Origin of the sequence: Zobellia roscoffensis, from assembly GCF_015330165.1 — a bacterium.
GTDB classification, from domain to species: Bacteria; Bacteroidota; Bacteroidia; order Flavobacteriales; family Flavobacteriaceae; genus Zobellia; species Zobellia roscoffensis.
The window spans coordinates 4,103,156-4,122,183 of sequence record NZ_JADDXT010000002.1; the positions used below are offsets into that span (position 1 = coordinate 4,103,156).

The following is a 19,028-nucleotide window of genomic DNA, read 5'->3' on the forward strand; positions in this document are numbered from 1 at the left end:
CTTGAACAGAAGGTTAATAAATGACTTCCATCAGAAAACAAACCTATACCAAACAAAAAAGCGCTTACCAAAAATGGTAAACGCTTGCTTCTTGTGGAAATCTAAATTATTCCATATCAATAATCCCAACTACTTCATACGCTCTAGTGCCATCTACCTGCACTTTTTCATATAAAATATTAGCGTACTCGTAATACGTTTGACCGTCAATCGTTACTCTTTCATAATCATCTGGCAGTTCGTAGACTATAGTCCCTACTTCTGGTTCCACTACTTCATATTCATTACCGACCTCGGAATAAAAAATACCACCAAAATTGAAATACATATGATTGTTGAAACGAACTCTGTGATGCCCTGTTGGCAAAGTGCTAATTCTAAATCCGATTTTAGGAGCTATAGGAATATAACGCCCTCTAGAAGAGGTATAATACCTGTTATTTGAGTAATAATAATTCTGTCCTTGGTATTTTACTACTCGCTTATTTGGTACTGTTCGTACAGAAACCACCTTCTTTTTTGGGGTTTTATACACTACTCGTTTACTAGATACCCTATTAGGGGTACTTTTCGTTACCGTTCGTGTTGTTGTAGTCGTTGTTTTTGTGGAACGTTTCCTAGTTTGGGCCGTACCCGCAAAAATGAATCCTATTAATAACAATGGTAATACGAAGTATGTTTTAGTATTTGTTTTCATGATTTCTAAATTTTAAATGGTTAAACTTTCATTTATACTATCACTACTTTGACCACAATTTTCAAGCCTGGTTTAATGAGGAAGCGCGTTATTTGATGAAAACTAGACGAGCGGATATTTTTTATCTACCAACTTGTAGATTTTATAGATAGAAAATTGTACCTATTTTGAGTATACCGAGCAAAAGAAAAGGCGTATCCCTAAGAATACGCCTTTTCATTGCTAAAAACTGATGTGTTTACTTCAACAAAGCAAGAATACCTTGTAGTTCCGTAAGGTTAAGATTAGAATTGTTGTCCGTATCCAAGGTGTCAAAATTTTCAGAGACAGACCCCATGGCTTCTGTTGAGCTAATAGCGTCATTATTATCCGTATCCAACAAACTGAATAAACTTGCTACTTGTTGTACCGTTGAGTTTGAACTCAACGAGCCTAATAATGATGCCGCTTGTGAAGCGGTGGAGGTATCCATATTTTTTACGCTGTTACAGCTAGATAATGCCGCTAAAAGGGCTAATGAGGCTATTACTTTTTTCATGGTTTTGTGTTTAATATGTTTAATTGCGTACAAAAGTAATCTGGCAAACCGGATAAAAAAGAAGATTATAGACCAATAAGCCTATTCTATCTATACACGCATAGAAGTTATAGACGAATCACCTAATAGCCATAAGCAAGCAAACCTTGTTATTGATGTAGCCTTAACTCCGTTATAGTACCGTTATTATCTTTTTTTCCCTCGCTCGAAATATAAAGCACTCCATCCGGACTAAATGCAATGCCTTCGGGTTGTGGAAATATATGTTTGTCTAATTCATACGCATTTTTAGTATTCCCCTCTGAGTCTAGAATCAATAATTTAGGCTTAGAACCTTCTAATACATAAATTTCACCTGTCATGGGGTGCACCTCCAAGTCTGAAGGTCGGAATGTTTTGTATATTTTAGATTGTCTAAAATTTTTAAAAATCTTATCCCTCATTTCGATAGTATAAATAGGCTCTGAACTCATTTTTTTTGTTTCCAAGGAAAAGCTATAAATGCCTTTTGAACTATCTGATTCCAAACCGTGATCTTTGGGTATCATCAATAATTCGTTTTTCTTTACGTTAAGTGCCAAGCTTTCCATATTGTTGTCTGTAGTAAACGGTGTTTCATACGTGTTTATAACAGGTGCTGTACTTTTATATTCCTTAATTTCGTAAAGAGTACCATCACTTCTAAGCACATAGGCGTCTTTTTGACGTATGACCAAACCTTCGTAATCCCCTGGTTTTCCAAAATCTATTTCTTGTATTATCTTTTTTGATTTTAGGCTATAAATGAAAATAGTTGCTTTTTCATCCTGTACGGCCGCAATCTCAGTATCACTCAACCATTCAATAGCAGATACTTCTTTTAATTGCGCTGGTAACTCCCAACGGGCAACCGCATCATAACTTAACCCATTCTTATTAATTTCCGTTACCCTGTCCTTAAAAGAAATGACTATAAGGGCAAGCCCGAATAGGAGTATTAAAACCGTGAAAATTTTTGTTTTTCTCATGTCAAATATATTCTGTATCTAATTCCAGTTCTAATTAAATCAAAACAACCTCAGTACCTAGAATTCTATATTTTCTAGATACTGAGGGCAATAAACCACTATCAAAAAATTTAATTGACGAATACTACTTCAGTATTCACGTTACCATCTTGATTAAAAACCAAGTGTAAATCAGTAGGTTCTTTATCTAGCTCTATTTGATAATAGGTGTTCTCACCAACTATCAAAACTTCGGCGTCGTCAATTTGTTTATTATCATAATCGTTTACAATTGCAGTCTTTACCGCTTCGGGTAATTCACTAGCAGCTATATCATATTTATAATTTGTGAGTGTTCCAGATGCTTCGTACAACGCCTCATACTCTACAGTCTCCATATCAAAATCAACATTATAACTTTCTCCAATGGTTTCCCACTCTACATCAGTGGCATTTGAAAAGGTATCTTCAAAAGCGCTTTTTACTACCGCCGGCACCTCTGAATTCAGAATATCACTATCATTATCAGCAAAGTCATCGTCATTATTGTCACACGAAATTATTCCGAGTGATAAGATTGCAGTAAAAAATTTCAATTTCTCCATAACATGATTTTTAATTTATGTGGACAAAACTAAAAGCCAAATCTGGAAAGAAACGGAATAAATTTAATTAGTGGGCGGGAAAATACAGGCTAAAAACATGTCTGTCTGAAAATGAATACACCAAACGAATACCATATTTATCTGCAATAGCCTTAGAAATAGAAAGCCCCAACCCTGTAGATTTCTGGTCAGAACCGCTCTTCTTAAATCGGTCAAAAATACTAGAAGCGTCTAAGCTAATTTTACTTCCCATGTTGCTTATATGAATAGTACGATCTGCAATCTCAATAGTTACCTTGTTATTTCTTTCCCCATGTATAATGGCATTTTTGATGAGATTGGTCAGTAGTACCCGTGCCAAATCTGTATTAATAGCAAATTCTAAGTGAGCACTGGAAGTTAATTCTAACTCAATATTTTGGTGTTTGGCAAAATCTTCAAAGTTATCCGAAATTTCTGTAGCAAGGACTTGAAAATTAACAGTATCAAGTCCTATGTATTGTTTGTTGTCTATTTTAGATAATAATAACAAGGACTTGTTTAAACGAGTTAGCCGTCCCAAATTTTCTAATACTGCGCCCACTACTTGTGATTGTGCATCATTTATTTGGTTTCGTTCAAGAAGCAACTCTAACTTATTGATACTGATGGCTAACGGAGTTTGTAATTCATGTGCTGCATTTTCAATAAATTCTTTTTGTGCCACATAGGTCTCTCTGGACTTTTTTGTCAACATTTCTACACTATGATTTAATAGCTCAAACTCATCAATATTTGTCGGCACGGCTTGTATAGGCTCATCTTTCTCTATACGGAATTCCTTTAATCTAGCAACAAGGCTATAAAATGGACTCCATACTTTTTTCAATACTAGGTTGTTGAGAATTATAACGCTCGTAACTAATACAATGTATAACCATATGAGGTAGGTGATGAGATTTTCAATTTGGTCATCTTCCTCTACCATAGAGGTAATCAGCTTAATTTTATAATAGGAATTTTTGTGTTCAAATACACTCTCTAAGATGCGAACAGGTTCATAATCATCTTCGTTCTGCATATACATAAGGGTATCCCTATAAATATCTTTTAGTTTATGGTGATGCTTGAGAGAGGTCTTTGTAATCGTAAAATTTCCTATGCCAAAGTCGTTTGTATGTAATATTGCCGAATCTTTTTTAGCCTCTTTTACAATGAGTTCCATCTGATTATCCAATCCATCATCTAGGCTATCATAAACTTCATCTAACATGGCAAAATAAAATATAACTGCCCACACAGAAATGAGAACAATTAGTAAAATTGCAAAATACTTAGATGTGTGGTTCAACAGTTTCATTCGGACAGCTTATAACCCACTCCATATACCGCTTCTATTTCAATAGTGGCTTTTGCCTCGCTCAGTTTTTTACGCAAGTTCTTTATTTGTGAATAGATAAAATCAAAACTATCCGTCTGGTCAATATGATCTCCCCAAACATGTTCTGCAAGGGCTGATTTAGTCACCAGACGTGTTTTATTTGCAATCATATAAAGCATTATGTCATACTCTTTACGATTAAAGGTTATTTCCTTAGCGTCAATTTTGACCAGTCTGCTTTCTGGGTCAATGGAAACATTCCCTACTTCTATAAATTTATTACCATCAAAACTACGCCGACGAACCACTGCGCGTACACGTGCATGCAGTTCTGCCATATGAAAAGGTTTAGGCAAATAATCATCCGCTCCAAGGTCCAGCCCTTTAATACGGTCATCTAACGAATCTTTCGCAGACACAATAATAACTCCGTCTTCTTTACCTAATTTTTTTAACCGTTTCAAAAGTTCAAGTCCATTGCCATCCGGTAAAGTAATATCTAGTAAAATGCAATCATAATCATAAACCCCAATTTTGGCATCTGCGGTTATAAAATCTGTAGCAGTTTCTACGGTGTATTGTTCACGCTCCAAGGTCTGCCGCATATTATCCAGCATTTGTGGTTCGTCTTCTATTATCAGAACTTTCATAGGGTTACAAATTTAAACCAACTATAGTATACAATTCTAGAAAGAATTGGGAAAAAGCTGAAAAGACCTTATGGGTAAATCTTCATTTTCCAAGTGCTTTCAAAATTAAAAAACTGAATTTACATATTCCTAATTTCTTCCAGTATTCCTGACTTTCTTCGTTGTGAATTCAAAATGTAAATATTATGAAGAATAAAAAAGTAATGGTGAGTATGCTTGCCGTATTAGGTGTCGCAACAATTTCTGCACAGGATATAAACCCTCAAAATGTTCCTTCAAACATAAGAACCACTTTTGAGCAAGCCTACCCCAATGCTTCTGATGTTGAATGGGAAATGGAAGGTCAAAACTACAAAGTGGAGTTTGACGTCAACTGGCAAGATAGTGAAGTTTGGTATTCCTCAGATGGCAGCACCGTTAAAACGGAAACGGAAATTAAAAAGAAAGATTTGCCACAGGCTATATTGGCTACAATTGACAATCAATATGCAACTTATAGAGTTGACTCTATAGAAAAGACAGATCAAAATGGTTCTGTAACTTTTGAAGTAGAGCTAGAAAAGGGCTGGGACGAAGAAAAACAACTGCTTCTTGACGCTAATGGAATAGTTTTGAATGAATGGAACGATTAAATTCTATTAATAAGAATACTTTACCCTAACATTCTTGGACAAAAGAAGCCCATCTAAATAGATGGGCTTCTTGTAAAACTTAAAGTATATATAGAATTATAATACTGTTACGTTTACTGCGTTTAGGCCTTTTTTACCTTCTTGTAAATCAAATTCAACTTCATCGCCTTCACGAATTTCGTCTACTAAACCTGAAACGTGTACAAAATGATCTTTCTCAACACCTTCTTCAGTGATAAAACCAAAACCTTTAGTGTCGTTGAAAAACTTTACTGTTCCTTTACTCATTGTAATGTAATTAAAAAATTTATAATGCTAATTGAGCCGCAAAGATGACTCCATTTTTTTGACATTCAACATTTTAATTGAATTATTTACAACGAATTTTTATAATACGCTTACACGAACTTTTTTATTCTTTAATCTAGAGTTGTTCAGCTTCTGTATCATTTGGTTCGCCAAGGACACCGGTACGGCCACAAAAGCACAATCTTGCTTGAGTTCAATGACGCCCAATTGGTCTCTTTTTAAACCACCTTGCTTAAAGAAGAGTCCCGCAATATCACCCTTTGAAATTTTATCCTTTCTCCCTCCGGATATAAATAAAGTTTCCCAATACGGTGGTTTCCTCACACCTTTTTGTGATATGTCTACCGGTTCTACATCTTTGATGAATTCAGGAACATATTCCGTTTTGGATTGTAGAACGTATGCCGTTCCTTTGGCATTGACCCGAGCTGTCCTCCCATTACGGTGGGTAAATTCTTCTACGGCCCTGGGCAGTTCATAATGAATAATATATTTCATTTCTGGAATATCGATTCCCCTGGCCGCTAAATCCGTTGCAATCATTACCTGACACGTGCCATTTCTGAACTTTATCAATGAACGCTCACGATCACGTTGCTCCATTCCCCCAGAAAAACAGGTGTGATCTATGCGGTTTTTATCTAAAAAAGCACTCACGCGTTCTATGCTATCCTTATAATTACAAAAAATAATCCCTGGCTGGTTCCCAATATGGAACAATAAATCTACCAGCGTCTGTAGCTTATCCTTATCCGGAGAGATTACGGTTCTAATCGCTAATCTAGATTTCCTTTTCGTATCTAAATAATCAATAAAAGCTGGCTTATCCAACCGAACGAAATTAGGAATTTCAACCCCTTGCGTAGCGGAAGTAAGAATCCGCTTTTCAAGATTTGGCAACTGATTAATGATTTCACTCATTTCACCTTCAAAACCGGTTTCCAGCGATTTATCAAATTCATCGAGCACCAAGGTCTTGATATCAGATTTAGTAAAACGGTCACTTCCAAAATGATCCGCAATTCTACCGGGTGTACCGATTAAAATAGCGGGAGTATGTTTTAATTCTATTTTATCTTTAGAGATAGGTCTGCCGCCATACACTGCATTCACCTTAAAACCAGAACCCATCTCACGCACCACCTGTTCAATCTGAATGGCCAATTCTCGGGAAGGCACCAGAATCAATGCTTGCACTTCACTACACTCAGCATCCAGCGTTTCTAAAAGCGGTAACAAGAACGCCAAGGTTTTACCTGTGCCCGTTGGAGAAAGTAGCACGGTATTTGCGTTTATGCCAATAACTTCCAATGCTTCTTCTTGCATAGGGTTCAATGCCTCAATGCCCATTTTCCGTAAAATATCCTCTTGGGTACGAATGTCGTTGGCCATGGCTTATTTCTTTTGTGGTTGTTCCGTTTTAGGTGCAGCTGGAGTGTTTTGCATGATATGGTCTGCCAGTACTTTTTCTATTAGTTCGTCTTTGGTTAAATGATGAAAAACCGTTTTTAGCTTCTCTTTGGTGTCTACGGAAACCGTACGGTTAGGCTTTGTCTTAAAAATACGTTTGGCCCAAAGTACCAGATTGGTTTCTTCCCTATTTTCAGCATCTTGCTTTTTCATTTCATTGAAAACCAACCCCAATTCCTCTTCAAATTCAGGAATATCGGCGCGTTCTTCTTCTTGTATAATGCTCAGTGAAAGTCCGGCTGCCCCTGCCCTGGCCGTACGTCCACTACGGTGTACATACGCTTCATAGGTATCTGGCAAATGGTAATTTACCACATAAGAAACTTCTTTTACGTCAATACCACGTGCCGCTAAATCCGTTGCCACAAGAATATCAATATACCCTTCTCTAAACTGTCCCATAATCCGGTCACGGATGCCCTGTGTTAAACTACCATGAATAGAGCCCGAAGAAAATTTATTGATGGCCAATTTCTTTGCCAGCTTATTAACGGCCGCTTTGGTCTTACAAAAGATAATACCACGCTCCCCTTCTTTGGAATTCAGAAAATGAAGTAAAACTTCGAGCTTTTCAATAGGCTCCACTACCATATATTTATGGTCAATACCTTTATGGCCCATTTGCGCCATATCCGCTTCTAGGTGCACCACATGCTTGGACATATAATTCTGTACCAATTGTTTTACGGTTCCCGGCATAGTAGCTGTGAACAATAAAGTTCTTCTAGATTTTGGCATTTCAGCATCCAAAGTATCCAAATCCGTTTTTAGAGCTGTTACCATTTCATCGGCTTCGTCCAAAACCAAATATTTCAATTTTTTAATAGTGACCGCTTTTCGCTGAATCAAATCTATTAATCGTCCCGGGGTAGCAACAATAATGTGAGTAGGCTCCTTTAAACGCTCAATTTGAGGTTTTATAGGAATACCTCCACAAACCGAAGCAATGGAAATCTCAGGACTATGCGATGCAAAAGAAACCAAGTTCTCATAAATCTGCTGACCCAGTTCCCTCGTGGGAGATAAAATGACTACCTGAACATCCGTATTTGTCGTATTGACCAACTGCAACAAGGGCAAACCGAAAGCAGCTGTTTTTCCCGTTCCCGTTTTTGCCAAGGCAACAACGTCATCTTTTTGGGATAATACAATTGGAATGGTCTTCTCCTGAATATCCGTGGGTACGGAAATCTTAAGGTCTGCTAAACTCTGTAGTAATTGTTCGTTGATTCCTAATGCGGAAAATGACTTGGACATAGAATAATTTTAAGCAAAGATAGGCACACGAAGCATGAGAGTCGTGTAAAATGAGATGCTAATTCCTTCAAAAGCGAGCAATTAGCCCTCGGTAAACCAGCAATATTATAAATAGGTGTAATTTAAGCTTCCTGTAGCGTACGTTTCGATTTTCTGTAGATATACTTAGGATAGATGCTACGTTTGGCAAAACGATTCAATTTATTGGAATTGACCATTTTAATGTAAACCGCTTTGGTAACGCCAAAATATTCATAGGTTGTACCATCCAAAAAAGTAATTTCCAAGAGCATACCTTTGTGTACATAGTCCGCAATACCAGAATTGTTAATGGTTTCATTATAGGCGTCTAGATTGGCTGCAATAGTTTCAGGAGCAATACTCACTAAAAAATGATAGCCATCAATGATAGCACGGCTATTTACTTCCGCCTCCTCACGTTTAGGGTCTCCTTCTTGAAATTTATCTGGATGCCATTCTTTTACCAAATTCCGGTAGGTGGATTTAAGCGATTTCAATTCAATTTCCTTCTCAATTCCGAATAACTTCTTGTACTGACTAATACGTTTCATAGACCCAATTTTTGAAGCGGCGAAGCTACGCCTTTATTTTGAACGACTTAGGTTAAATTTTACGTTTTTCGTTTTATTAATATTTAGTCAATATTCAAAGGATAAATAGATGGTTTCGCCGTATAACTTATCTCAACAATTTTAAATGTACGGTCGGTTTTTCCAATTTTAAGTACAGCAACCTCATTTACTTTTTTCCCAATGATCAGCCTTGCAATAGGTGATAGAAAAGAGATTTTATCATCTGCAATATTAGCCTCATCTACACCTACAATTTGAAACTCTTTAGGTGTTTTAGCATCACCTATTAATAAAGAGACTAAAGCGCCAAAACGAACTTCGTTTAACGGTTGGTCATTTAAGTTCACAACTTTTGCCGAAGAAATACGCTCATTCAATAGCTGTAATTTGGCATTTATTAAATTGATGGCAATGCGTTGTTCTTTTTCATTATCTTGATGAGAAAATTCCTTATCCTTTATCAGTCTGTCCTTCTCACTTAATAATTTATGTAAACCTGTTTCGGTTACATAATTGGTGGCGCCTAATGGCAAGTCTGCCCTTGGTGGTACCATTGGTATTTCTTCCTGATCTTCTTCTTTTACAAATCCTCTGCTCATCGAAATAATTTTAACATGCAATTTACTGGATGTCTCCCTACTTAATTGATGACATACAACACATCTTTGTCTCAAAAAAGAGATATTCTTTACATATCAAGAATCCGTTATCAATTGTAATTTTAAAAGATGTAGTTTCATTATATTTAAGTACTTATAAATCATCAAACAACAATTTACTCATGAGTTCAAGAAGAAATTTTATAGAAAAGCTATCCATAACCGCGGTAGGTCTACCATTATTGCATAGTCCCGCTCAATTGTTCGCAAATTCCACAGAACCATACGACGGACCCATTTTAAAAGTTGCCATAATGGGATTGGGTAGCTATGGTACCCGTGTTGCCAAGGCAATGGAGGATTGTAAAAGGGCAAAACTGGTTGGTGTCATCAGCGGAACACCTTCTAAAATTAAAAAATGGCAATCAAAATATAATATACCAGATAAAAACTGCTACAACTACGAGAATTTTGATGCTATTAAGGACAATCCGGATATTGATGCCGTTTATGTAATTACACCCAACGGATTGCATAAAGATCAGTCTATACGAGTCGCCAAAGCGGGTAAGCATGTTATCTGTGAAAAACCAATGGGCGTTAATGCAGAAGAAGGTCAAGCCATGGTAGATGCCTGTAAAGCTGCAAATGTAAAATTACTGATAGGGTATCGAATGCATTTTGAACCCAAAACGGTTGCAGTAATACAGATGCGAAAAGACGGTGCTTTTGGTGAAACAAAATTTTTTCAAGGTCAATCTGGTTTCACTATTGGCGACCCAACACAATGGCGCTTAAACAAAGAACTTTCAGGAGGCGGTGCAATGATGGATATTGGTATCTATTCAATTAATGGTGCACGTTATATGTTGGGTGAAGAACCTGTTTGGGTTACCGCTCAAGAAACGAAAACCAATCCTGAAAAGTTTAAAGAAGGTATTGATGAAACCATACAATTTCAAATGGGTTTTCCTAGTGGTGCCGTTGCAAATTGTTTATCGACCTATAATATGAATAATTTAGATCGCTTTTTTATGACCGGCTCTAAAGGTTTTGTTGAAATGCAACCTTCAACAGGATATGGACCCATTGAAGGCAGAACACATAAAGGAAAACTGACCCAGCCCCATGTAACCCACCAAACTTTACAAATGGATGGTATGGCAGCTTTAATATTTGAAGGAGTTCAACCCATTGTTCCCGTTGATGGCGAAGAAGGCGTTAAGGACATGAAAATTATCGATGCCATATTCCTAGCGGCAAAAACAGGAGATAAAGTGATGTTGTAAATTAAACCGATAATTGTTGGAACTAAAATTCAATTAGTTCAATACTTTTAAAATCTATAGGGTGGCTATTGGACTGTAAGGAAACATAGCCGCCTTTTACCTTGGTATCATTACCATCCATTAACTTTTTTGCCATTTCGTTCGCTGGGTTGTATGTGGGATTTGAATAGGTTAGAATTTTTTCCCCGTTTACAAAATGTGTAATAACCCCGTTTTTAATTTCAATTTCGGCAGTAACCCATTGGTCGCCATGAAATGTTCTTGCAATATCAGCGGCAATACACGTGGTTGTATTCTTTTCACCATTATATTCAATGAACATACCGTTCGTACAGGCAGCCCCTAAAGGGCGCTCGTCCGTTCCATTACCACCATGAAAATTGTATTCTAAACATACCGGAAAAGCTTGATCTATTTTTTGCGTAACCGGTGGTTGTCCGTGGAATTGGATGCCACTATCACGATAACCCCAAGTAGGTGCCCCAGGTGCTGTTTCGCTAACAAATCTGTAAACAACTTTTAGCCGATAATTAGTCAAATATTTATCAAAATAAACGGTACCGAATCGGTCTTTAAATTCCGACCCGTATGCATCATATCGTATTTTTAAAATACTATCTTCTACCCGTAAGGTATTTCCAAAATTTTCACCTAACTCATGCCCCGGAATTTTTATGGTCCATCCGGTTATATCTTTCCCATTAAAGATGGAAGTCCATTTAGGCTCGGTACTAACTGCTGCCTGCTCCGTAGTTTGCGCAGTATTTTTTCTTACTTTTTTATTTCCACAGGAATAAGAAGTTAAGAACAGTATAGCAACTATTGCCGGAATGCAAATAAGTCGTTTCATAAATAGGACAAGTTTGTGCTGACAGTCCTAAATGTACAGAAAATTAAAAGGTGATGGTATAAAATTACCTTCGGGCTTTTAAGAATTCAAAGAGTTGTCATTAATGTATTCTAGAAATTGGGGCTTGTACTGTTCAGAGACCGTAATACGTTGTTTGTTGATGATAATCTGGCTACGTTCAACCACTTCAACATATTTTAGGGCAACTATAAAAGATCTATGTACGCGCATAAACTGCGAAGAAGGTAAATCTTCCTCTAGGCTTTTTAGACTCATTAATGTTAGAATTGGCTTCGGGTTGTCTTTCAACCAAATTTTAATATAATCTTTTAAACCCTCAAAATAGAGTACATCTGCCAATTTAATGCGTAATTGTTTGTATTCGGATTTTACGAAAAGAAACTCCTTTTCTTGAGGTATTTCTTGACTTTGAGCGGTTTTATTTCCTCTCACTAATGAAAACCACTCTAAAGCTTTGTTAGAAGCCGTTAAGAATTCAGCATAATCAAAAGGTTTAAGCAGATAATCTAAAGCTTCTACTTTAAAGCCTTCTAGGGCATATTGATCAAAGGCGGTGGTGAAGATGACCTTAGAATTTTTCGGTAGCATTTTTGAAAATTCAATACCTGTTAAATCTGGCATCTGAATGTCAAGAAAAAGAAGGTCAACCTGTTCTGTATTTAAAAACTGCATGGCTTCAATGGCGCTATTGCACTTCTTTTTAAGTTTTAAATACGGAGTTTTCTCCACATAACTTTCTACTAGATTCACCGCCATAGGTTCATCATCCACAATCATACAAGTAATCTGAACTGCTTCCATACTAGGTTATAATTTTCAGGTAAACCGAATAAATACCATCTTTGGTTTCTTGTGTGAACTGGTGTTTATTGGGGTATAGTAATTGTAATCTCTTTTCTAAGTTAGGCAGACCAATACCAGAACCACTTTTATCTGTATGCTCTTTAGGAAAGTTATAATTTTCAATTTGAAATACTACACTATTATCTTGGGTAATCATATCAATGGAAATTACACTTTCTTTATTGGCAGAAACACCATGTTTAAAAGCATTTTCTATTAATGAAATAAACAGCAAAGGGGCAATTTTAATTTGCGGCTCACTAAGGGGAAAACTAGATTCTACCGTGGTTTTATCCGTTAGGCGCAACTTCATCAATTCGATATACTTTCTCATGAATTCTATTTCTTTTGAAAGCGGTATAAATTCTGTACTTGTTTCATATAACAAATAGCGCATTAATTTGCTCAGGCTATGAATTGTAGACTTTGCTTTTTCTGGAGAGATATCCACCAATGAATAGATGTTGTTCAAGGAGTTGAAAAAGAAATGTGGTTGAAGTTGATATCTAAGATGTTGCAGTTCTGTCTGTAACTTAAAATTATCGGCTTCTTTCTTTTCAGCTTCTGTTTTTACCCATCTTTTAGTTGTTTTAATGGCTATTGAAAACAGTATTGGAGCTGCATAAGATAGCATTTGCACATATATAAACAACTGAAATGGAGGTCCTTCCCTACTATCATCTTGTGGTCTGTTTTTAATGAGGTCAGCAAAGTAACTAGCTTCAATAAATTCTTTAAGCAGAATAGAAAAACCTATTAAACCAAGATTGATAATAATAAAGGCGAATGTCTTTTTAGAGAATAGAAACCTATCGATTAGATCGAAAAAATTCAAATAAAATATCACCGCATAGAATAACATAGGAATCAAGAAATGGGCAACCAATCTATTGGTATCCAATTCTTGCCCGTATGATAGAACGAAGGGCATGCTGAACAGCACCAACCAAATGAGAAGGTGCTGTGCTAGTAGTATTTTTTTGTTTTTATACATAGTTACTTATTCATAGCGCAATGCTGTAATAGGGTCTAATGCCGCAGCTTTTTTTGCAGGGTACCATCCAAAGAAAATACCGGTAATCGCACACACGGCAAATGACACAAAAATGGAATACATGGCTACACTTGTAGGCCAATGTAAGAACTTTTCTATGAAAACGGTAGCGCTTAAACCTAAGATTACACCTAAGAGTCCGCCTGTTATACTGATCAATATAGCTTCAATTAAGAATTGTAATAGAATATCAGAGCCTTTTCCTCCAACTGCCATACGTAGTCCAATTTCCTTTGTACGTTCTTTTACAGACACATACATAATGTTCATAATACCGATACCACCGATCAATAACGATATACTTGCTACTGCAACCAATAGTATGGTGAGCATTTCACTGGTAGAACTAAAAGTTGAAATTAATTCTTCCATAGAACGCACAGAAAAATCATCCTCTTCATTATCCATCAACTTGTGTTCTGAGCGTAATATATCGGTAACCTCAATTACGGCATCTGGTGCATCATCTTCACTAACGGCAGAAGCCATAATCTGATTCAAATAATCAATGGCCAAGATTCTTTTTTGTACTGTCGTATAAGGCGCTATTACAATATCATCTTGATCTTGACCAAAAGTGTTTTCGCCTTTCTCTTCTAAAACTCCTATTACCTTGAACGGAATATTATCAAAACGTATCATTTGACCTACGGGATCTTGACCATCTGGAAAAACATTTTCGACCACAGTTTGACCAAGCACTACGACTTTAGAAGCTGACTTTACCTCTGCATCGGTGAACATGCTACCGCTTTGAAGACCAACAACTTTAATTTCTAGATAATCCGGGTTTACACCGTATATAGTACTAGGCCAGTTATTTGCACCACTAATGACTTGTCCGCCACCGTTCACCACTGGTGTAATGTAGCTCAATAGGGTAGATTTTTCTTTTATGACTTCATAATTATCTAGTGTCAACGTTTGCACATCACCACCACTACCTCTTGCCGGTCCTCTATCATCGGTACCGGGTCTTATGGTAATCATATTAGACCCCATGCTTGAAATGGTACTTCTTATACTCTCTTTTGAACCTTCCCCTATTGCTAACATGGCAATTACTGATGCTACACCTATTATTATACCTAACATGGTCAACAGGGTTCTCATTTTATTGAGAACTATGGCTTTATATGCTATTTTAAGTAGATTTAATATTCTCATAATCAATGGTCTTCTTGAGGCAGTTTTGCCAATTCTTTTGCTGCAGACTGTATATTTTCATTCTTATAGTCTTGAATAATATTTCCATCTTTTAAAACAATGGTTCTGTTACTAAAGGTCGCAATATCAGGCTCATGCGTAACAAATGTGATGGTAATACCTTGACTGTTCAGATCCTGGAACAAAGACATTATTTCATACGATGTTCTTGTATCTAAATTACCGGTGGCCTCATCTGCTAAAATCATAACAGGATTATTTACCAATGATCGGGCAATGGCAACACGCTGTTGTTGACCACCTGAAAGCTGAGATGGCGTGTGATGTAACCTATCGCCTAAACCGACCATCTCCAATGCTTTTACGGCACGCTCTCTACGCTCATCATTACCTACGGTACTATTATAAAGTAACGGTAACTCAACATTTTCTATAGCAGAGGTTCTTGCCAATAAATTGTATGATTGAAAGATAAATCCTATTTTCTTATTTCGGATGGTTGCCAATTGATTACGGCTCAAATCTTTCATACCAACACCATCTATCTCGTACGAACCGGATGTTGGTTGGTCTAAACATCCTAAAATATTCAACATCGTACTTTTGCCAGAGCCACTAGATCCCATAATAGTTACAAACTCACCCTCGTGTATGGTAAATGAAATTCCACGTAGGGCATGAACAGTTTCGGTACCCATGGTAAACTGACGTGTTAAGTCCTGTATTTTTATAATTTCTTTACTCATAATTCTATTTTTTTCCTGGTGGTTTTGGCATGAACGGACTCTCTTCAGAACCGCCCGTTGGTGGTCCAGATATTCCAGTTTCAGACTTTAAACTGTAGACCAACTTGTCTCCTTCGTTTATACCACTGAGAATTTGAACATTTACTCCGTCACTCGCACCTAAAGTCACTTCTTTTGGAGAAATAGCTCCGTTAGATTTCATTACCCAAACTTTAGTAGATTCTTCATCATTGTTCATAGGTCCGCCTTCTGGACGCTCAACGGTTAAGTTTTCTTGCTCATTATAAGCCATCATTTCTGGCGGTGTAGGTTTAAAATTGATTGCCTTTGCCTCTACCGATAACACATCTTTTAACTCTAATGTGTAAATAGATATCGTTGCTGTTAGTCCGGGTTTCAATCTCAAATCAGGATTGTCGGCTTTTATAACCACAGTATACGTAACTACATTTGAGGTCACGGTAGGATCTAACCTAACCTGAGTGACTTCTCCTTCAAATTCTTGACCTTGGTATGCATCAACCGTAAAACTTACTCGCTGACCTTCTTCTACAACACCTATATCTGCCTCATCAACATCGGCTTCTACCTGCATCTCCTTTAAATCTTGAGCAATGGTAAATAGCGTTGGTGTGCTATAGCTTGCGGCTACCGTTTGTCCCTCTTCAATATCTCTAGATAGTACTACACCATCAATTGGAGAATAGATATTGGCGTAACCTAAGTTGGTTCTCGCTTGCTGTAGATCAGATAAACGCTGCGTTACAGTACCCTTTGCGGTTTCGTAATTGTAAAGAGCATCGTCATAATCAGATTTACTTATAACTTGGTTGTCATACAATGTTTTTTGTCTTTCATAAATCGTCTGTAGATAATTTCGGTTGCTTACCGCATTATCATACGAGGCTTGTGCTTGTACTGTTGCAGCTTTTAGATTGGTCTTATCCAACTCTGCAATAAGCTGCCCTTCTTTAACAACACTATTATAATCCACATATATTTTTTCAACTACCCCAGATACCTGTGTACCAACATCTACTTGATTTATTGGCTCTATGGTTCCTGTTGCAGTGACCATGGTAGTGACGTCTCCTTTTTTGGCAACTATAGTTTTAGCTTCAATGGTGGTATTTTCATCCCCTGTCATAAAGCTATAGGCTACAAAGGCTACGATTACTAATGCAATACCGCCTAATATGATTTTGTTTTTATTTTTCATTTTAGTTAAAGTTTAATTTCGTTTCCTTGATAGAATTGTAATAATTGGTGGTACAGAATATTTAGATATTTAGACTGTAGGTAATTTTGTTGGGCATTGGTATATGTGTTCTGACTTATAACTAGATCAGTTGTACTTAAATCGCCCAACTCGTATTTTTTCTGTGCTAGATCATAGGATTGCTCGGCAGCTTCTTTAGAAGCCTCCGCAGCAACCAATTGTTCTTGTGATGAAAGCGCATTTTGGTATGCGGTTTCAACCTTTTTAATAACTTCTTTTTCTACAGTTTGTTTTTGTATCTCAGCTCTTTCAATATATAGGGATGCGGTCTGCACGGCAGCCTTGGTCTGATTCCTGTTAAAAATGGGTATGGTTAAGCTCAACCCCAATTTCTGGTTGAAATTCACATCTAATTGATCAGAAAATGTATTGTCGTTTATACTGGTATACCCAGAACCAACGCTTCCTATAAGCGACAATGTAGGCAGGTAACCACCTTTGGCGATATCCAATTCCTTTTCATTCACCGCAATGTTGGTCTTACTTGCTTCCACCTCAGGTAAATAGTTTAAGGCATTCGTATAAATTGCTTCTTTATTGAGTTCCAGGTTCAATAGATCCGTGTTCTCATCAATAGTTTCGATTTCTAGATTTTCTAAAGGCGATAATTCTAACAATTGCTTTAAAGTGATGATATTCTGTTCGTACTCATTTTTTGCGGCAATAACATTGTATTTGTTGGTCGCAGCCTGACTCTGAGCTTCGGTGTAATCGGTTAGGGCTATAGAACCGGCATCGAGTCGAGATTTTGCACGTAGTACCTCTTTTTCGGATGCGTCTAAATTGCTTTCAGCAATAGCAATTCCTTCTTTACTAAATAAAGTTTGCAAGTAGCTTTCTAAAATACTGATGACAATGCTGTTTTTAGCTTCTTCCGCCAGCAGGCTATTTTGTTCTAGTAAAAGTTTATTTTGTTTAATTTGATTTGAAAGTTGATTACCCTGAAAAAGAGTCATTGAACTGTTAATTCCAAGATTGGTACTATGAATTTGATCCGAAACATAATCACTGGTAATAGGATCAATAGAAGTACCACTTGAAAAATTCTGAGATGCACTACCGAAAAGATTTGGTAGCCGAGCTGATTTTGATTTGCTATAATCTACTTCTGAAATACTTGCATTCAACGTCGCATCTTTAACTGTGATGTTATTTTCCATAGCGTACGCAATACAATCTTCTAGGGACCATATTTTTGAAGCTGTAGTTGTTTCGGCTTCTTGTGAAAAAGCAAGTTGTGCAAATAAAATGCTTGTTACTATGATTATATATTGTTTCATTCAAAGCGTGTTTTTAATTAACACCCCAAAAGTGAAACATTCAACTTCTTTATTAAAAGGGAATAGAAGTCTGCCGTTATCATCTATACAAAAGCCTCCATTTTATCGACGAGATTTTTACAAAAAAGAAGATGCTCATCTCTATAGATATGTATAACAACCTCCCAACGCCTTAAATCACATCCATTACTTCAAATTCTGAATATTGAGAATGCTGTTAAACTTCTACCAAAAAGAAGTATATAGCTAAACATACCGTAATCTATTTCCTATTTTTAATAACGAAAAGTGTCTAAAACAACCCAATGAAACAATTTCTATATGTAATTTCCAGTTTATACTTCTCTTCTTATATACAAGCGCAAATCCCACCAAAAGAATATCTCTCATTAGACTCTTTGCTCATTACCAATTTATCTCAATACCGTATTGAAACTCCTATGAGCTTAAATGGCGAAGTGTTTACCAACGGAGCTTTCGACTACAAGGTATCAGATAAAATAAGTGTAGGATTAGAAAGGGATTACGCAAAATTTGGAACCCATGAGCGCATAAGTCCGTCCGTTGGGTTTACTTACGATGTAAATGAAAAGAAGTACGTATTCTTCCGTGGCGGACCAACCTATGATATTAACCAAGTTACAGGAACTACGGAAGGAAATCTTATCAATGTTAATCTGGGCATTGGTTATAGAATTAAGAAAAAGATGAAATTAGAAGTGGGTGTGCAATTCGGAAGAACTACCATATCTAACCTACCCACAACTAACCAGTTTTTATTATCCATACGTTTTAGGTTCTGA

Annotated in this window: 21 protein-coding genes; 3 read left to right on the forward strand and 18 right to left on the reverse strand. The window is 36.7% G+C overall.

Annotated elements, in window-relative coordinates; translation table 11 throughout:
- Positions 1 to 106: 106 nt before the first annotated feature.
- From IWC72_RS16585 to IWC72_RS16610, 6 genes are all read right to left on the reverse strand, one after another.
- Positions 107 to 697 (reverse strand): DUF6515 family protein, encoded by a 591-nt coding sequence (locus IWC72_RS16585; RefSeq protein WP_194530536.1) that lies wholly within the window; start codon positions 695 to 697, stop codon positions 107 to 109.
- Between the two features lie 238 nt (positions 698 to 935).
- A complete protein-coding gene (locus tag IWC72_RS16590; RefSeq protein WP_194527295.1) occupies positions 936 to 1,235 on the reverse strand; it encodes a hypothetical protein in 300 nt (99 codons plus the stop codon).
- A 149-nt stretch (positions 1,236 to 1,384) separates the two neighbouring features.
- Entirely contained in the window at positions 1,385 to 2,242 is an 858-nt protein-coding gene (locus IWC72_RS16595) for an SdiA-regulated domain-containing protein (protein WP_194530537.1), read from the reverse strand.
- 110 nt (positions 2,243 to 2,352) lie between these two features.
- Positions 2,353 to 2,826: a PepSY-like domain-containing protein gene (locus IWC72_RS16600; RefSeq protein ID WP_194527297.1), complete on the reverse strand. Its 474-nt coding sequence runs from the start codon at positions 2,824 to 2,826 to the stop codon at positions 2,353 to 2,355.
- A gap of 67 nt (positions 2,827 to 2,893) precedes the next feature.
- On the reverse strand, positions 2,894 to 4,165 hold the full coding sequence (locus IWC72_RS16605) for a sensor histidine kinase (protein ID WP_194530538.1): 1,272 nt from the start codon (positions 4,163 to 4,165) through the stop codon (positions 2,894 to 2,896).
- Positions 4,162 to 4,836: a response regulator transcription factor gene (locus IWC72_RS16610; protein ID WP_194530539.1), complete on the reverse strand. Its 675-nt coding sequence runs from the start codon at positions 4,834 to 4,836 to the stop codon at positions 4,162 to 4,164. The genes IWC72_RS16605 and IWC72_RS16610 overlap by 4 nt, the downstream gene beginning before the upstream one ends.
- Positions 4,837 to 5,021: 185 nt before the next feature.
- Here IWC72_RS16610 and IWC72_RS16615 point away from each other — a divergent pair, with 185 nt between their 5' ends.
- Entirely contained in the window at positions 5,022 to 5,468 is a 447-nt protein-coding gene (locus IWC72_RS16615) for a PepSY-like domain-containing protein (RefSeq protein ID WP_194527300.1), read from the forward strand.
- A gap of 96 nt (positions 5,469 to 5,564) precedes the next feature.
- On the opposite strand, the gene IWC72_RS16620 is transcribed toward IWC72_RS16615, so the two are convergent.
- From IWC72_RS16620 to IWC72_RS16640, 5 genes are all read right to left on the reverse strand, one after another.
- On the reverse strand, positions 5,565 to 5,756 hold the full coding sequence (locus tag IWC72_RS16620; protein ID WP_194527301.1) for a cold-shock protein: 192 nt from the start codon (positions 5,754 to 5,756) through the stop codon (positions 5,565 to 5,567).
- A 99-nt stretch (positions 5,757 to 5,855) separates the two neighbouring features.
- On the reverse strand, positions 5,856 to 7,169 hold the full coding sequence (locus tag IWC72_RS16625) for a DEAD/DEAH box helicase (RefSeq protein ID WP_194530540.1): 1,314 nt from the start codon (positions 7,167 to 7,169) through the stop codon (positions 5,856 to 5,858).
- A gap of 3 nt (positions 7,170 to 7,172) precedes the next feature.
- Complete coding sequence (locus IWC72_RS16630) at positions 7,173 to 8,504, reverse strand: DEAD/DEAH box helicase (protein ID WP_194530541.1); 1,332 nt, start codon at positions 8,502 to 8,504, stop codon at positions 7,173 to 7,175.
- A gap of 122 nt (positions 8,505 to 8,626) precedes the next feature.
- Positions 8,627 to 9,076 (reverse strand): KTSC domain-containing protein, encoded by a 450-nt coding sequence (locus tag IWC72_RS16635; protein ID WP_194530542.1) that lies wholly within the window; start codon positions 9,074 to 9,076, stop codon positions 8,627 to 8,629.
- Positions 9,077 to 9,159: 83 nt separating this feature from the next.
- A complete protein-coding gene (locus tag IWC72_RS16640) occupies positions 9,160 to 9,696 on the reverse strand; it encodes a GreA/GreB family elongation factor (protein WP_194530543.1) in 537 nt (178 codons plus the stop codon).
- A gap of 182 nt (positions 9,697 to 9,878) precedes the next feature.
- Here IWC72_RS16640 and IWC72_RS16645 point away from each other — a divergent pair, with 182 nt between their 5' ends.
- Positions 9,879 to 10,985: a Gfo/Idh/MocA family protein gene (locus IWC72_RS16645; protein ID WP_194530544.1), complete on the forward strand. Its 1,107-nt coding sequence runs from the start codon at positions 9,879 to 9,881 to the stop codon at positions 10,983 to 10,985.
- A 22-nt stretch (positions 10,986 to 11,007) separates the two neighbouring features.
- On the opposite strand, the gene IWC72_RS16650 is transcribed toward IWC72_RS16645, so the two are convergent.
- From IWC72_RS16650 to IWC72_RS16680, 7 genes are all read right to left on the reverse strand, one after another.
- A complete protein-coding gene (locus tag IWC72_RS16650) occupies positions 11,008 to 11,835 on the reverse strand; it encodes a 3-keto-disaccharide hydrolase (RefSeq protein ID WP_194530545.1) in 828 nt (275 codons plus the stop codon).
- A gap of 78 nt (positions 11,836 to 11,913) precedes the next feature.
- Positions 11,914 to 12,657 carry a LytR/AlgR family response regulator transcription factor gene (locus IWC72_RS16655; protein ID WP_194530546.1) on the reverse strand — a complete coding sequence of 248 codons (744 nt, stop codon included), beginning with the start codon at positions 12,655 to 12,657 and terminating at the stop codon, positions 11,914 to 11,916.
- 1 nt (position 12,658) lies between these two features.
- Positions 12,659 to 13,693 carry a sensor histidine kinase gene (locus tag IWC72_RS16660; protein WP_194530547.1) on the reverse strand — a complete coding sequence of 345 codons (1,035 nt, stop codon included), beginning with the start codon at positions 13,691 to 13,693 and terminating at the stop codon, positions 12,659 to 12,661.
- Between the two features lie 6 nt (positions 13,694 to 13,699).
- Positions 13,700 to 14,920, reverse strand: a complete 1,221-nt coding sequence (locus IWC72_RS16665; protein WP_194530548.1) for an ABC transporter permease — start codon at positions 14,918 to 14,920, stop codon at positions 13,700 to 13,702.
- Between the two features lie 2 nt (positions 14,921 to 14,922).
- Entirely contained in the window at positions 14,923 to 15,666 is a 744-nt protein-coding gene (locus IWC72_RS16670; RefSeq protein WP_194530549.1) for an ABC transporter ATP-binding protein, read from the reverse strand.
- A gap of 4 nt (positions 15,667 to 15,670) precedes the next feature.
- A complete protein-coding gene (locus tag IWC72_RS16675; RefSeq protein WP_194530550.1) occupies positions 15,671 to 16,885 on the reverse strand; it encodes an efflux RND transporter periplasmic adaptor subunit in 1,215 nt (404 codons plus the stop codon).
- A 5-nt stretch (positions 16,886 to 16,890) separates the two neighbouring features.
- Entirely contained in the window at positions 16,891 to 18,225 is a 1,335-nt protein-coding gene (locus tag IWC72_RS16680; protein ID WP_194530551.1) for a TolC family protein, read from the reverse strand.
- Positions 18,226 to 18,530: 305 nt separating this feature from the next.
- Here IWC72_RS16680 and IWC72_RS16685 point away from each other — a divergent pair, with 305 nt between their 5' ends.
- Entirely contained in the window at positions 18,531 to 19,028 is a 498-nt protein-coding gene (locus IWC72_RS16685; protein ID WP_194530552.1) for an outer membrane beta-barrel protein, read from the forward strand.

Bases quoted from the DNA above. Each gene is read 5' to 3' on its own strand.
- IWC72_RS16680 (WP_194530551.1), bottom strand. From the start codon at position 18,225: ATGAAACAATATATAATCATAGTAACAAGCATTTTATTTGCACAACTT.
- IWC72_RS16620 (WP_194527301.1), bottom strand. From the start codon at position 5,756: ATGAGTAAAGGAACAGTAAAGTTTTTCAACGACACTAAAGGTTTTGGT.
- IWC72_RS16615 (WP_194527300.1), top strand. From the start codon at position 5,022: ATGAAGAATAAAAAAGTAATGGTGAGTATGCTTGCCGTATTAGGTGTC.
- IWC72_RS16635 (WP_194530542.1), bottom strand. From the start codon at position 9,076: ATGAAACGTATTAGTCAGTACAAGAAGTTATTCGGAATTGAGAAGGAA.
- IWC72_RS16655 (WP_194530546.1), bottom strand. From the start codon at position 12,657: ATGGAAGCAGTTCAGATTACTTGTATGATTGTGGATGATGAACCTATG.
- IWC72_RS16590 (WP_194527295.1), bottom strand. From the start codon at position 1,235: ATGAAAAAAGTAATAGCCTCATTAGCCCTTTTAGCGGCATTATCTAGC.
- IWC72_RS16585 (WP_194530536.1), bottom strand. From the start codon at position 697: ATGAAAACAAATACTAAAACATACTTCGTATTACCATTGTTATTAATA.
- IWC72_RS16605 (WP_194530538.1), bottom strand. From the start codon at position 4,165: ATGAAACTGTTGAACCACACATCTAAGTATTTTGCAATTTTACTAATT.
- IWC72_RS16645 (WP_194530544.1), top strand. From the start codon at position 9,879: ATGAGTTCAAGAAGAAATTTTATAGAAAAGCTATCCATAACCGCGGTA.
- IWC72_RS16610 (WP_194530539.1), bottom strand. From the start codon at position 4,836: ATGAAAGTTCTGATAATAGAAGACGAACCACAAATGCTGGATAATATG.
- IWC72_RS16625 (WP_194530540.1), bottom strand. From the start codon at position 7,169: ATGGCCAACGACATTCGTACCCAAGAGGATATTTTACGGAAAATGGGC.
- IWC72_RS16665 (WP_194530548.1), bottom strand. From the start codon at position 14,920: ATGAGAATATTAAATCTACTTAAAATAGCATATAAAGCCATAGTTCTC.
- IWC72_RS16600 (WP_194527297.1), bottom strand. From the start codon at position 2,826: ATGGAGAAATTGAAATTTTTTACTGCAATCTTATCACTCGGAATAATT.
- IWC72_RS16595 (WP_194530537.1), bottom strand. From the start codon at position 2,242: ATGAGAAAAACAAAAATTTTCACGGTTTTAATACTCCTATTCGGGCTT.
- IWC72_RS16660 (WP_194530547.1), bottom strand. From the start codon at position 13,693: ATGTATAAAAACAAAAAAATACTACTAGCACAGCACCTTCTCATTTGG.
- IWC72_RS16650 (WP_194530545.1), bottom strand. From the start codon at position 11,835: ATGAAACGACTTATTTGCATTCCGGCAATAGTTGCTATACTGTTCTTA.
- IWC72_RS16640 (WP_194530543.1), bottom strand. From the start codon at position 9,696: ATGAGCAGAGGATTTGTAAAAGAAGAAGATCAGGAAGAAATACCAATG.
- IWC72_RS16685 (WP_194530552.1), top strand. From the start codon at position 18,531: ATGAAACAATTTCTATATGTAATTTCCAGTTTATACTTCTCTTCTTAT.
- IWC72_RS16675 (WP_194530550.1), bottom strand. From the start codon at position 16,885: ATGAAAAATAAAAACAAAATCATATTAGGCGGTATTGCATTAGTAATC.
- IWC72_RS16670 (WP_194530549.1), bottom strand. From the start codon at position 15,666: ATGAGTAAAGAAATTATAAAAATACAGGACTTAACACGTCAGTTTACC.
- IWC72_RS16630 (WP_194530541.1), bottom strand. From the start codon at position 8,504: ATGTCCAAGTCATTTTCCGCATTAGGAATCAACGAACAATTACTACAG.